Source organism: uncultured Pseudacidovorax sp. (genome assembly GCF_913773995.1).
Lineage (GTDB): Bacteria > Pseudomonadota > Gammaproteobacteria > Burkholderiales > Burkholderiaceae_C > Xenophilus.
On record NZ_CAJYES010000153.1, the window covers coordinates 43,191 to 56,539 of the forward strand.

General features: G+C 67.3%; 15 protein-coding genes. 1 reads left to right on the forward strand and 14 read right to left on the reverse strand.

Annotation, left to right across the window (positions count from 1 at the left end):
* Window positions 1-251: 251 nt before the first annotated feature.
* Window positions 252-794: a ferritin-like domain-containing protein gene (locus QZ772_RS14370; RefSeq protein WP_295527459.1), complete on the forward strand. Its 543-nt coding sequence runs from the start codon at window positions 252-254 to the stop codon at window positions 792-794.
* Between the two features lie 27 nt (window positions 795-821).
* Here QZ772_RS14370 and QZ772_RS14375 read toward each other — a convergent pair whose 3' ends face one another.
* From QZ772_RS14375 to QZ772_RS14440, 14 genes are all read right to left on the reverse strand, one after another.
* Window positions 822-1,643: a DUF429 domain-containing protein gene (locus QZ772_RS14375; RefSeq protein ID WP_295527462.1), complete on the reverse strand. Its 822-nt coding sequence runs from the start codon at window positions 1,641-1,643 to the stop codon at window positions 822-824.
* Window positions 1,644-1,678: 35 nt separating this feature from the next.
* On the reverse strand, window positions 1,679-2,101 hold the full coding sequence (locus tag QZ772_RS14380) for a BLUF domain-containing protein (protein WP_295527467.1): 423 nt from the start codon (window positions 2,099-2,101) through the stop codon (window positions 1,679-1,681).
* A 5-nt stretch (window positions 2,102-2,106) separates the two neighbouring features.
* Window positions 2,107-2,838, reverse strand: a complete 732-nt coding sequence (gene folE / locus QZ772_RS14385) for a GTP cyclohydrolase I (RefSeq protein ID WP_295527469.1) — start codon at window positions 2,836-2,838, stop codon at window positions 2,107-2,109.
* A gap of 124 nt (window positions 2,839-2,962) precedes the next feature.
* Window positions 2,963-3,751 (reverse strand): endonuclease/exonuclease/phosphatase family protein, encoded by a 789-nt coding sequence (locus tag QZ772_RS14390; protein WP_295527472.1) that lies wholly within the window; start codon window positions 3,749-3,751, stop codon window positions 2,963-2,965.
* Window positions 3,748-4,224: a dihydroneopterin triphosphate diphosphatase gene (gene nudB, locus QZ772_RS14395; RefSeq protein WP_295527475.1), complete on the reverse strand. Its 477-nt coding sequence runs from the start codon at window positions 4,222-4,224 to the stop codon at window positions 3,748-3,750. The genes QZ772_RS14390 and nudB overlap by 4 nt, the downstream gene beginning before the upstream one ends.
* Window positions 4,225-4,290: 66 nt before the next feature.
* Window positions 4,291-6,096, reverse strand: coding sequence for an aspartate--tRNA ligase (gene aspS, locus QZ772_RS14400; protein ID WP_295527478.1), 1,806 nt, complete (start codon window positions 6,094-6,096; stop codon window positions 4,291-4,293).
* Window positions 6,097-6,142: 46 nt separating this feature from the next.
* On the reverse strand, window positions 6,143-6,766 hold the full coding sequence (locus QZ772_RS14405) for a DUF502 domain-containing protein (RefSeq protein ID WP_295527481.1): 624 nt from the start codon (window positions 6,764-6,766) through the stop codon (window positions 6,143-6,145).
* A gap of 25 nt (window positions 6,767-6,791) precedes the next feature.
* Window positions 6,792-7,136, reverse strand: coding sequence for an FmdB family zinc ribbon protein (locus QZ772_RS14410; protein ID WP_295527483.1), 345 nt, complete (start codon window positions 7,134-7,136; stop codon window positions 6,792-6,794).
* Between the two features lie 125 nt (window positions 7,137-7,261).
* A complete protein-coding gene (locus QZ772_RS14415) occupies window positions 7,262-8,704 on the reverse strand; it encodes a sodium:solute symporter family protein (RefSeq protein ID WP_295527485.1) in 1,443 nt (480 codons plus the stop codon).
* Between the two features lie 58 nt (window positions 8,705-8,762).
* Window positions 8,763-10,328 carry a ubiquinone biosynthesis regulatory protein kinase UbiB gene (gene ubiB / locus QZ772_RS14420; protein ID WP_295527487.1) on the reverse strand — a complete coding sequence of 522 codons (1,566 nt, stop codon included), beginning with the start codon at window positions 10,326-10,328 and terminating at the stop codon, window positions 8,763-8,765.
* Window positions 10,325-10,879: an SCP2 sterol-binding domain-containing protein gene (locus QZ772_RS14425; RefSeq protein ID WP_295527490.1), complete on the reverse strand. Its 555-nt coding sequence runs from the start codon at window positions 10,877-10,879 to the stop codon at window positions 10,325-10,327. Before QZ772_RS14425 ends, ubiB begins: the two co-directional genes overlap by 4 nt.
* A gap of 69 nt (window positions 10,880-10,948) precedes the next feature.
* A complete protein-coding gene (locus tag QZ772_RS14430; protein WP_295527492.1) occupies window positions 10,949-11,965 on the reverse strand; it encodes a TIM44-like domain-containing protein in 1,017 nt (338 codons plus the stop codon).
* Window positions 11,966-12,097: 132 nt separating this feature from the next.
* Window positions 12,098-12,829 carry a bifunctional demethylmenaquinone methyltransferase/2-methoxy-6-polyprenyl-1,4-benzoquinol methylase UbiE gene (gene ubiE / locus QZ772_RS14435; protein ID WP_295527494.1) on the reverse strand — a complete coding sequence of 244 codons (732 nt, stop codon included), beginning with the start codon at window positions 12,827-12,829 and terminating at the stop codon, window positions 12,098-12,100.
* A gap of 91 nt (window positions 12,830-12,920) precedes the next feature.
* Window positions 12,921-13,334, reverse strand: a complete 414-nt coding sequence (locus QZ772_RS14440; protein WP_295527497.1) for a DUF971 domain-containing protein — start codon at window positions 13,332-13,334, stop codon at window positions 12,921-12,923.
* Window positions 13,335-13,349: the final 15 nt, after the last annotated feature.

Sequence of the window (13,349 nt, forward strand, 5' to 3'; positions counted from 1 at the left end):
CGTCACCCGCTTCATGCAGCGGGCCAGTTGGCACACCCCCTGTTGCAGAGCTACGCGAGTCGGCATCCCGCCAAGTTGTTGGCCGGGGCCGCAGCGGCGGGATCGTTGCTCGCACTGACGCGTCCCTGGCGCCTTCTGTCGGGGACTGCCCTGCTCGCCTTGCTGCTGCGCACTTCCGACGTGGCCGACCTCATCACCACCTTGGCCATGTCCCGCCCAGAAACAGAACCTCCCCCACGAAAGGAAATGCCATGAACGACACCCTTGCAGCGCGCCAGCGCCTCGAACTCGATCAAAAGGCCATCGACGCCGCGGCGAAAAGCCTGGACGATGGCGCAGTGACGCCCAGCTACGGCCCGTGGCGCGACGACATCGTCAAGCTGCTCAACGATGCGCTCGCCACCGAACTGGTGTGCGTGCTGCGCTACAAGCGCCACTACTTCACCGCCAAGGGCGTCGAGTCGCCCGCCATCGCCGACGAGTTCCTGGTGCATGCGAACGAAGAATCGGCCCATGCGGACCGGATCGCCGAACGCATCGTGCAGCTGGGTGGCGAGCCCAACTTCCAGCCTGACAGCCTGTCGAAGCGCAGTCATGCCGATTACGACGAGTCCAAGGATCTGCAGGCCATGGTCCGTGCCAACCTCAAGGCCGAACGCATCGCCGTCGAGAGCTACCGTCAGATGGTGGCCCTGATCGGCGACAAGGACCCGACGACCCGCCGCATGCTCGAAGAGATCCTTGCCGACGAGGAAGAGCATGCCGACGAGCTGAGCGACTGGATGGGCAAGTAAGCCCGCCGTCGTCACCAGAGGCGCTGGTCAGGCGCCCACGATCCAGCCTTCGAGCGGGTCCATCAGGGCCGGGAGTCCATACCCCGGCCCTTCGCTTCTGGCCCGCTTCGCTCCCCAAGCGGCCAGCATCAGGCACAGGGCAGCGTCCAGCGAATCGCCGCTTGCATCGGCCACCAGGGCATCGCGGAGCGTGGGCGTCAATGCAAGGCGCAGACCCAGCCGCCCTTCTCCCGCCTCCAGCCGGCTGACCAGTCGATCGCGCGCCTCGCGACGTGCGACGGTCTGCTTGGCCCGGTCGTCGCTCTTGTAGCTCTGCACACCCAAGAGGTCGCGCGCCACGAGGCCGGGATAGGCCTCCAGGGCGACCTTCCGCGACCCCGGCAGGCCGCCCTGTCCCGGAAGCCATGCGCCAGCCGCCAGGAGGCGCGGCACGCCCGCATGCATCATCCAGGCGACGGGCGGGTTGACCCACTTCATCGACGGGCTCGACCCCGCCGGCCGGTCCGTGGCGCGGTGGGCGAACTTGCCACCCACCGGTCGTGCGGCACAGAAGGCGACGAAGCGATCGCGCAGCGCCGCACGGCTCAATCCGGCAAAGACCGCCATGCATGCGGCCCAGTCCAGTGGCCAGCCCTGGGCCACCACGAACTCCCGAGGCAGGCCGAAGGGGAAGTCGAATCCGCCAGCCCACGCCGGCTCGGCCATCAGCCGGTCGGTCCAGGCCTCCAGTGTTGGAAAGGCTTCGAGCGATTCCACGAACACCTCGTCGCCCTCGCACCGCCCCCACGCCATGACGATGGGCTTGCGACGCGTGGGCGTGCTGGAGAAATCGCAGCCGACCAGGCGCACGGTGCGCTGGACTGCCGGCGTGGCAGCGAGGTCCTTCAGGGACGGCCGACGATGGCCGCGGTGGCCATCAGCTCTTCGAGCAACGCGAGCGAAACCCGGCCGGAAACGGCGTAGGGATCTAGTTCGGGACGTTCCGAGTACTTGAGCACCGTCGTCGCATTGAGCTTGTTCAGGTTGACCTGGCCCATGGTCCAGCCGCCGAATCGGCGCTCCTGGATCTCTTCGTAGTGCAGCAGCACCACATCCTTGTGGCGAGGGTCCTGCAGGATGTGGGCGTAAAGGGCGTTGACCGCCATGCGCCCCCCCTCCAGCGCCTGCAGGAACACGCCACCCCCGTAGCAGAGGATGCCCGTGATGCCGGAGGCCGTGTTGTGGGCCCGCCCGGTGGACAGGATGCTGTCGAGCGCGCCCGGCGACACGTCGACGGCGCGGCTGGCGTAGAGAAGGCGCACGAGCATGGCATTCACCCCTTGCGTGGAAGCAGCGCGAGGAATTCGCGGCGCAGGTTCGGGTCCTTGAGGAAGACGCCGCGCATGACGGAGTTGATCATCTTGCTGTCCGTTTCCTTCACGCCGCGCCACTGCATGCAGAAATGCTCGGCCTCCATCACCAGGGCCAGGCCGTCGGGCTGGGTCTTCTCCTGGATCAGGTCAGCCAACTGCACCACGGCCTCTTCCTGGATCTGCGGCCGGCCCATCACCCATTCAGCCAGGCGCGCGTACTTGGACAGGCCGATCACGTTGGTGTGCTCGTTCGGCATCACGCCGATCCACAGCTTGCCCATGATGGGGCAGAAGTGGTGGGAGCAGGCACTGCGCACCGTGATCGGGCCGACGATCATCAGTTCGTTCAGCCGCTCGGCATTGGGGAATTCGGTGAGGCTGGGCCCCTGCACATAGCGGCCGCGGAACACCTCGTTGAGGTACATCTTGGCCACGCGGCGGGCCGTGTTGCCCGTATTGTGGTCGCTGTCGATGTCGATCACCAGGCTGTTCAGCACATCGCGCATCTTGACCTCGACCTCGTCGAGCAGCGCCTCCAGCTCGCCCGGCTCGATGAACTCGGCGATGTTGTCGTTGGCGTGGAAGCGATGGCGCGCGGCCTTCAGGCGCTCGCGGATCTTGACGGAAACGGGCGTGCCCTCGTCGCTCGCCGCTGCGGCGGGACGGTCCTCGGGCTGGGCTGGGGTCAACATGCAGGAATCGTAACAGCAGGGTTTTTTGACCACGGGCGCGCAGCGCGCAATCCCACGTGCGGGCACAGGCCGCTGTGATCCACGGGCGGGGCGCGTCGCGTAGCGACCTGTGCCGTGCAAAACCTCAGTCGAGCGCGAACTCGGCCACCAGCGGCAAGTGGTCCGACATGCGCGCCCAGATGCGGCCACGCGGCACCGACAGCGAGACGGGCCGCAGTCCACGGCCGTAGATGAAGTCCAGCTGCGCCAGCGGTAGCCGCGAGGGATAGGTCGCGCACCGCGGCATCACGAGATCGACCAGGCCCACGTCGTTCATGGCCGGTCGCATGCGCGCACCCCAGTCGTTGAAGTCGCCCGCGACCACCAGCGGCTCGCCGGGCGGCACTTCGCGTTCGATGTAGCGCTGCAGCTGCGCCACCTGCCGCACCCGGCTGCCGCGGATCAGGCCCAGGTGCACGACGATGGCATGCACCGGCTGGCTGCCGACGGTCACTTCCACATGCAGCAGGCCGCGCTGTTCGAAGCGGTGGTCCGACATGTCCTCATGGCCATGGCGCACCACCGGCCAGCGCGTGAGCAGCGCATTGCCGTGCTCGCCGTGGCGGGTGTAGGCATTGGTCTCGTAGACCGCGCGGTAGCCCTCGGGGCAGAGGAAGTCGGCCTGCGGCTGCTCCGGCCAGCGGGCGAAGCGGCGTTCGCCCTGGCGATTGAGCTTGCGCACCTCCTGCAGGCAGACGAGGTCGGCGTCGAGCTGCTCGACGGCATGGCCCAAGTTGTGGATCTCCAGCCGCCGCGCCGGGCCCACGCCCTGCACGCCCTTGTGGATGTTGTAGGTGGCCACCCGCAGCGTCGACAGGGCGCCGAACTCGCTTTCGGCCCGGCCGGAGTCGCTCGTGGGATGCGCAGCAGTCATGCCCGAAATTGTGGCAGCAGCAGGATGGCTTCCGCGTTGGAAGGGGAAAAGCAGGCATCGGCCGCGTCGCGCCAGGGCAGCCATTGCCAGGCGTCATGCTCGCGCGGCGCGAGGACTGGCGTGACGGCCTCGGGCACGCACAGGCCGAAGAGATGCTCGGTGTTGCGCGTCACGCCCGGCGCATAGCGATGCAGCCAGCGCGGGTAGATGTCGTAGACGTTCTCCAGGCCCCAGTCCTGCAGGGCCAGCGATGTGCCCGGACCGCAGCGGATGCCGGTCTCCTCGGCCACCTCGCGCACGGCGGTGGCAGACCAGCTTTCTTCAGGCCAATCCTTGCTGCCAGTCACCGACTGCCAGAACGGCGGCGTGACGCCGACGCGGCGGATAAGCAGCACCTCCAGCGCCGGCGTGTGGATGACCACCAGCACCGACTGCGGGATCTTGTAGGCCGTCGGCGGCATGTCCGTGGCCATGATCGGGAGACGGGGCGCCCGCCCACCGTGGCCCCGCACGTGGGACCGCGGCGGCCGGGCCAGTCCTCAGACCGGATGCGGGTTGCGCAGGCGGATGTGCAGCTCGCGCAGCTGCTTCTCGTCCACTGCGCTGGGGGCCTGCGTGAGCAGGTCCTGCGCGCGTTGCGTCTTGGGGAAGGCGATCACGTCGCGGATCGAATCGGCGCCGGTCATCAGCATGACCAGGCGGTCCAGGCCGATGGCGATGCCGCCGTGCGGGGGCGCGCCGTACTGCAGCGCGTCGAGCAGGTAGCCAAACTTGAGCTGCGCATCCTCGGCCGAGATCTTTAGAGCGCGGAACACCTTGCTCTGCACTTCCTCGCGATGGATACGCACCGAACCGCCGCCCATCTCGATGCCGTTGAGCACCATGTCGTAGGCCTTGGCCAGGCACTTCTCGGGCGCCGTGTCCATCAGGTCCTCGTGGCCATCCTTGGGGCTGGTGAACGGATGGTGCACCGCGCTCCAGCGCTGGTTGTCCTCGTCGAACTCGAACATCGGGAAGTCCACCACCCACAGCGGTGCCCAGCGATCCTCGAACAGGCCGTTCTTGCGGCCGAAGGCGCTCTGGCCGATCTTCACGCGCAGCGCGCCAATGGCGTCGTTGACCACCTTGGCCTTGTCGGCGCCAAAGAAGATCAGGTCGCCGTTGCGCGCGCCGGTACGGGCGATGATCTCGCCCAGGGCGTTGTCGTCCAGGTTCTTCACGATCGGGCTCTGCAGGCCCTCGCGGCCCAGCGACCAGTCGTTGACCTTGATGTAGGCCAAGCCCTTGGCGCCGTAAATCTTGACAAACTCGGTGTAGCCGTCGATGTCGCCGCGCGACAGGCCACCCTCAGCCGCGCCGCCGCCGGGCACCCGCAGGGCCACCACGCGGCCACCGTCCATGTTGGCCGCGCCGGCGAAGACCTTGAACTCCACCCGCTTCATCACCTCGGTCAGCTCGGTGAACTCGAGCTTGACGCGCAGGTCGGGCTTGTCGGAGCCGTACTTGAACATCGCGTCGCCGTAGCTCATGACCGGAAACACGCCCAGGTCGATGTCGGCCACGTTGCGGAAGACGTTGCGGATCATGCCCTCGAACATGTCGCGGATCTCGTCCTCGGTGAGGAAGGATGTCTCGATGTCGATCTGCGTGAACTCGGGCTGGCGGTCGGCGCGCAGGTCTTCGTCGCGGAAGCACTTGACGATCTGGTAGTAGCGGTCGTAACCCGACACCATCAGCATCTGCTTGTAGAGCTGGGGCGACTGCGGCAGCGCGTAGAAGGCACCGTCGTGCACGCGGCTGGGCACCAGGTAGTCGCGCGCACCCTCGGGCGTGGACTTGCCCAGCATGGGCGTCTCGATGTCGATGAAGCCGTTGGCGTCGAGGAACTTGCGTGCCTCCATCGTCACCTTGTAGCGCGTCATCATGTTCTTCTGCATCGCGGGGCGGCGCAGGTCGAGCACGCGGTGGGTGAGGCGGGTGGTCTCCGACAGGTTGTCGTCGTCCAGCAGGAAGGGCGGCGTGACGGACGGGTTGAGTACCTTCAGTTCGTGCGCCAGCACCTCGATCTTGCCGCTTTTGAGAGCGTCGTTGGTGGTGCCCTCGGGCCGGGCACGCACGATGCCCTTGACCTGCACGCAGAACTCGTTGCGCAGGCCTTCTGCCGCGGCGAAGGTGGTGGCGCGGTCGGGGTCGCACACCACCTGCACATAGCCTTCGCGGTCGCGCAGGTCGACGAAGATCACGCCGCCATGGTCACGCCGGCGATTGACCCAGCCGCACAGGGTGACGGTTTCGCCCATCAGAGCCTCGGTCACGAGACCGCAGTAGTGATACCGCAGGGCCATGCTTGGATTCCTGCGCCCCGCGCGGGGCGCCTTCTTGTTTGTGATGTCAGGATTGCTTGGTGGGCAGCGCGGCAGGGCCGCCCGGCACCACCACGCCCATCGAGACGATGTACTTCAGCGCCTCGTCGACGCTCATCTTCAGCTCGATGCAGTCGCTGCGCCGGAGCATGACGAAGTAGCCGCCCGTAGGGTTGGGCGTGGTGGGCACGTACACGCCCAGGTAGTCGCCGTGCAGGTGGTTGACCACGTCGCCGCCGGGTGCGCCGGTGACGAAGGCGATGGTCCACATGCCCTCGCGAGGCCATTGCACCAGCACCGCGGTGCGGAAGGCATTGCCGCTTTCGGAGAACAGCGTGTCCGAGACCTGCTTGACGCTGGAGTAGATGGAGCGCACCACCGGGATGCGGCGCACGAGCGCATCACCCCAGCCCAGCAGCCGCTTGCCGATGAAGTTGCTGGCCACGGCGCCGACCGCCAGCAGGATGGCCAGGGTCAGCAGCACGCCCAGGCCACGGATCCGGTGGTCGGACAGCCAGACCTGCCACTGCTCGGGCAGCAACCAGAGCGTCTGGTCCAGCGTGCCGACGATCCAGTTGAGCACGCCCAGGGTCACGGCCAGGGGCACGATGACCAGGAGGCCGGACAGGAGCCATTTGCGCAGGGCGAGCATGGTGCGACGACGTGCGAGGCGAGGGTCAGTCGGCCTTGGCGGCGGGCGCCGGGGCGGGTGCGGGGGCAGCAGGCGCCGGCGATGCCGCAGGCGCGGGCGACGACGCTGCCGGGGCGGCCGCATCGCTGCCGGCAGGCGCGGCCGCAGGTGCTGGCGCACTTCCACCGGACTTGCCGGTATTGGAGCCGCCCTCGCGGAAATCGGTGACGTACCAGCCCGAGCCCTTGAGCTGGAAGCCGGCGGCGGTCAATTGCTTGCTGAAAGAGGCCGCACCACAGGAAGGGCAGACGGTGAGCGGCGCATCCGACATCTTCTGCAGCACATCCTTGGCAAAGCCGCAGGCGCTGCATTTGTAGGCGTAGATGGGCATGGAAAAAGCTGCTGGGGAAGACGTGAAACGGGCGGCCGGCGGCCGCCGCGCAAAGCCCGCGATTATAGGCGCCGGCCCGAGGCTTTCCCCAGCCCGGGGTGGCGAGGGCCGGCGCCTGCAGCGCCTTATTCGCCAGCCAGCATCCGGTGCGGCATGCGCCGGTTGGCCATCCACTGGGGCAGCAAAGAACCGACGACCATCCCCGCTGCCGAAGCCAGCACGCCGGCCAGCTGGGCCGGGAACACCTCACCCCACGGAAGCGCCAGCCCTGCGAGCCAGACGCCGACACCCAGCAGCACCGCCGCCACCGCGCCCTGCGTGGTGGCCCGGTTCCAGTACAGGCCGAAGACCAGCGGCACGAAGGCACCCACCAGCGGCACCTGGTAGGCGCCGGACACCAGCTCATAGATCGAGGTGCCCTGCATCCGTATGGCATAGGCCAGCACGGCCGCGCTGAACACCAGCACCGTGATGCGCATGGTGCGCAGGTTCTCCCGATCAGTGCCCTGGGGGCGGAACTGGCGCCAGATGTTTTCGGTGAAGGTCATGCTGGGGGCCAGCAGCGTCGCCGAGGCGGTGGACTTGATGGCCGACAGCAGCGCGCCGAAGAAGAACACCTGCATGATGAACGGCATCTTCTCCATCACCAGCGTGGGCAGCACCTTCTGCGGATCTTCCTTGAGCAGCGCCGTGGTCTGCTCGGGCATGATGATCAGCGCGCTGGCCACCAGGAACATGGGCACGGCCGCGAACAGGATGTAGGCGACGCCGCCGATGACCGGGCCGCGCGTGGCGGCCTTGGCGCTGTTGGCCGACATCACGCGCTGGAACACGTCCTGCTGCGGGATGGAGCCCAGCATCATCGTGATGGCCGCCGCGAAGAAGAAGACGATGTCGTGCCAAGTGGGCTCGGGCCAGAACTTGAAGAGTTCCTTGCTGGCGGCGAGGTCGATCACCTTGTCGGCGCCGCCGGCCATGTTGCCCGCGAAGACCGCGATGATCGACAGGCCCGCCACCAGGATGATCATCTGCACGAAGTCGGTGACCGCCACCGACCACATGCCACCGAACAGCGTGTACGCCAGGATGGAGATCACGCCGATCACCATGCCCCACGGCACGCTCACCGCGCCGCCCGACAGCAGGTTGAACACCAGCCCCAGCGCCGTGACCTGCGCCGACACCCAGCCCAGGTAGCTCAGCATGATGATCAGTGAGCACACCACCTCGATGAAGCGGCCATAGCGCTCACGGTAGTAGTCGCTGATGGTCAGCAGCGTCATGCGGTAGAGCTTGCCGGCGAAGAACAGGCCCACCAGGATCAGGCAGGTGCCGGCGCCGAAAGGGTCTTCCACCACGCCACCCAGGCCGCCCTCGATGAACTTGGCCGGGATGCCCAGCACCGTCTCCGACCCGAACCAGGTGGCGAAGGTGGTGGTCACGATCATGAACAGCGGCAGATGCCGGCCGGCGATCGCGAAGTCGGTCGTGTTCTTCACCCGCCGGGCCGCGTACAGGCCGATGCCGATGGTGACCAGCAGGTAGACGATGACCAGTGACAGCAGCACGACGGGTTCTCCTCGATGAAGGCTTGTTGTTGGAACCGGAAGACGAAAGGGAAATCGCTCAGAGCCAGTGCAGCCGCGGCAGCACCTGCATGACCAGCACGCCCAATACAAAACCCGTGCCACCCCAGATTACGGCCTGGAGCAGCCGGTGGGTGCGCTTGTGCGCGGCCAGCAGCTCCTGCAGCTCGCGACGGTCGTCCGCTGGGCGTCGCTCCAGGTAGTCGTGCAGCAGGCGCGGCAACTGCGGCAGCAGCTTGGCGTAGCGCGGACCCTCGGCGCGCAGCTGCTCCCATAGCTTGCGCGGACCGATCTGGTCGGCCATCCACTTTTCCAGGAAGGGCTTGGCGGTAGCCCACAGGTCGAGTTCGGGGTCGAGCTGGCGGCCCAGGCCTTCGATGTTGAGCAGCGTCTTCTGCAGCAGCACCAGCTGCGGCTGGATCTCGACGTGGAAGCGGCGCGAGGTCTGGAACAGGCGCATCAGCACCATGCCCAGTGAGATCTGGCGCAGCGGCCGGTCGAAGTAGGGCTCGCACACCGTGCGGATCGCGGCCTCCAGCTCGTCGATGCGCGTGCCGGGTGGCACCCAGCCGCTTTCCAGGTGGAGTTCGGCCACACGCTTGTAGTCGCGGCGGAAGAAGGCGGCGAAGTTCTGCGCCAGGTATTCCTTGTCGGACTCGGTGAGCGTGCCGACGATGCCGAAGTCCAGCGCGATGTAGCGGCCAAAGGTCTCAGGCGCCAGGCTCACCTGGATGTTGCCCGGGTGCATGTCGCCGTGGAAGAAGCCGTCGCGGAAGACCTGGGTGAAGAAGATGGTCACGCCATCGCGCGCCAGCTTCTTGATGTCCACGCCCGCCGCGCGGATGCGGTCGAGCTGGGCGATGGGCACGCCCTTCATGCGCTCCATCACCATCACTTCAGGATGGCACCAGTCCCAGAACATCTCGGGGATCAGCAGCATGTCGAGCTTGGCCATGTTGCGGCGCAGCTGGGCAGCATTGGCCGCCTCGCGCACCAGATCCAGTTCGTCGTGCAGGTACTTGTCGAACTCGGCCACCACCTGCCGCGGCTTCAGCCGCTTGCCGTCGGCCGACAGGCCCTCGACCCAGCCGGCCATCATGGCCATCAGTTCCAGGTCCTTGTCGATGACCTTGCGCATGCCCGGGCGCAGCACCTTGACGGCGACTTCGCGCAGGCTGCCGTCGGGCAGGCGCAGGGTGGCGAAATGCACCTGCGCGATGGAGGCGCTCGCCACCGGCGTGGTGTCGAACTGCTCGAAGATCTCGGAGATCGGCCGGCGGAAGGCGCGCTCGATCGTGGCGACCGCGATGGCCGAATCGAAAGGCGGCACGCGGTCCTGCAACCAAGCCAGTTCGTCGGCGATGTCGGGCGGCAGCAGGTCGCGCCGCGTGGACAGCACCTGGCCGAACTTGACGAAGATCGGGCCCAGGCTCTCCAGCGCCTCGCGCAGGCGCTGGCCGCGCGGCGCCTCCAGGCGCCGGCCCAGGGTCAGGATGCGCGCCAGACGGCGCAGCAGCGGGTTGTGAAAGCTGGTGAGGACGAGCTCGTCCAGGCCGTAGCGCAGTGCGACCCAGACGATGAAGAAGCCGCGGGCGATGCGCCTCATTCGGCGCTGCCGCCGGGAGACCGCGGCCGTGCGGCGCGGTCCACGAACTGGCGCAGCGCGCCCGCCACCTTGCGGGCCGCATTGCCGACGGCATGGGCCGGCGCGTCGCCGATCAGGCGCGCGAGATCGTCCTCAACGTCCCAGCGCACATGGTCGACCAGCCAGTTGACCTCAGCGGCCAGCTGCACATCCCCTTCGATCTCGACCTTGGGCTTGTCGCCGCGCAGTTGGGCGCCGGCCAGGGCGAAGGGCGAGGTTTCGGCGACGGTCAGCGTCAGATCAGGCAGGGCCGAATCGGGCGCCAGGTCGAGCAGGCCGGCCGGCGTGGCGACGAGACGCATGTGCAGGTTGCGCCAACGGAAGAGCACCACCCGCCCCTTCTGCCTTGCCAGACGATCCTGCGCTTCGGGCTCCTGCTGCAGCACATGGTTCAGGAAGAGCACGGCGCGGTGCTGGACTTCGTGGATGGCCCAGGCCGGCGGCTGAAGGCGCTCGCCGATGCGCTCGAACAGCGATTCCACAAAAGCAAATGGGGACGATGGTGTGACCATGTCCCCATTATCTGGTGACGGGCCCCTGCCGATGCAGAAACCCGGGCCCGTCCGACGGGCCAATGCGCCTTATTGGAGCGCCTGCACACCGGCCACGAGCCAGCCGCCACCGTGGGCAGGCTTGCTCATGTTCCAGACCTCGCGGAAGGGGCTGGGGCCGGCCGAGTCGTCCTCGCGGATCATGCCCGAGAACTCCACGCTGGCGAGGTACACGTCGGGCATCTCCTCGATGCCCAGCAGCTTGGCGTCGAGCATCACCACTTCCGTCCTGTTGGGACGGCCGCCGGAGCTGCGCTCGCGCTCCTCCAGTTGGGTGCGGATCTCTTCGACCATGCTGTCTGTCATCATGGAACGCAGAGCCGGAATGTCCGCACGGTCCCAGGCATGCTGCAGCGTCACGAAGTTGCGCTTGGCCGCTGCAAGGAAACCGTCGACGTCGAAGCCGTCCGGCACCCCCCAGCCCTGAGCCCCTTGGAGCGCAGAGCCGATGCTCACACCGGTCGCGCCGGCCAGGGTCGAAGCCGACCCTGCGTTGCCACCCGCGGCAGAGCCATCGAAAGCCGTCTGCTGACGCTCCCACGGACGGGCCGACGCGTCATTGCCGACGTTGTTGGGGCTGTAGCTGCGCGACATGCTCGGCGAACCGGCTGCACCGGCGCCCTGCATAGCCAGTTGGCCAGCGGCGCCGCGCGAGCGGTTGCTCAGCACGCGCCAGATCACCACGGCGCCAAGGACCAGCAGCGCGATCAGCAGGAAGTTGCCGAAGGCAGCACCCAGGCCCAGCGAATTGGCCAACCAGGCCAAGCCCAGGCCGGCTGCGATGCCACCCAGGATGCCGGCCCAGGGCCGCTTGGGCGCTGCCTGCGCCGCGCCGGCCGGCGTCCCCGGCCTGGCGGCGGGCGCCGCGTTGGTCGCGTTCTGGGTGGGGGCGCCCGGTGCGGCCGTCGGCGCGGCCTCACGCTGCGTCACGTTGTTGGACTGCCGCCCCATCGACTTGCCCCCGCCCATGCGCTTGGCATCGGCGTCCAGGCTCACGACGGCCATCGACGCACACACCAGCAGCACGGCCCACAAATTTCGCTTCATCGTCCAGTCTCCTTCCGGATTCGAAACATCAGTTTCAGATCGACTCGTAGTTCTCTTGTTGTGTGAATAGCGAGCACGCTACTCCCCTTGCACCTGACGGCCCCATGGAATGCGGCCGGGCCGGTCAGCCCCTCAACACTTGATTCCAACATGCAGGGCCACCACGCCTCCCGTCATGTTGTGATAGTCCACATGTCCGAAACCGCCCTCTTTCATGAGGGTCTTGAGCGACTCCTGATCCGGATGCATCCGGATGGACTCGGCAAGGTAGCGGTAGCTGGCGTCGTCGCCTGCCACCGCTTTGCCCAGGCGCGGCAGCACGTTGAAGGAATACCAGTCGTAGGCCTTGCGCAGAGGCTGAGCCACCTGAGAAAACTCCAGTACCAGCAGCTTGCCGCGCGGACGCAGCACGCGATTCATCTCTTTGAGCGCCGCGTCCTTGTGCGTCATGTTGCGCAGGCCGAAGGCCACGGTGACGACGTCGAAATGGTTGTCGGGAAAGGGCAGCTTCTCGGCATCGCAGACTGTGGTGGGGAGCACCACGCCGGCATCGAGCAGGCGCTCACGGCCGGTGCGCAGCATGGCCTCGTTGATGTCGGTGTGCACCACCTGGCCGCTGCGGCCGACCTTCTTGGCGAAGGCCAGCGCGAGGTCGCCCGTACCGCCGGCGATGTCCAGCACCTTGGAGCCTTCGTGCACGTTCGCGACCATCACGGTGTACGCCTTCCATGCCCGGTGCAGGCCCATGGACATGAGGTCGTTCATCAGGTCGTAGCGCGGGGCCACGGAATCGAACACGCCGCGCACGCGGCGCGCCTTGTCGCTTTCGTCGACGGTCTCGAAACCGAAGTGGGTGGAACTCATGGCTCTGATGTTAGGCGGATCGCCCGGCCTTCCGGCCGACGACCCTTGACAGGCGGCGGACATTCGCGCAGCGCGCGATGCCCCCTCGAACTCAGGAGGGGCTGCAGGTGGAGGGGCCCGACTTGGGCATGGGCGCGTCGCGGTCGGCCCCGGTCTCGGTGATGCGACGCTCGTACTCGGCCCAGTGCTCGGCCTGGCGTGCGCCCAGGTCATAGAGCAGGTCCCAGGAGTAGATGCCGCTCTCGTGCCCGTCACTGAAGAGCGGCTGCACGGCATAGTGGCCCACCAGTTGCAGATCGACGATCTCGACCTCGCGCTTGCCGGTCTGCAGGATCTCCTGCCCGGGCCCATGACCTTTCACCTCGGCCGAGGGCGAGCTGATGCGCAGCAGTTCGTAGGGGATGCGGAACACCGCGCCATCGGAAAAGCCCACCTCCAGCACGCGCGACTGCGCATGCAGGGTGATGGATTCGGGCGTCGGTGCGCCGGGCGTCAAGCCTGCCATGCGAAAGATTCCTTG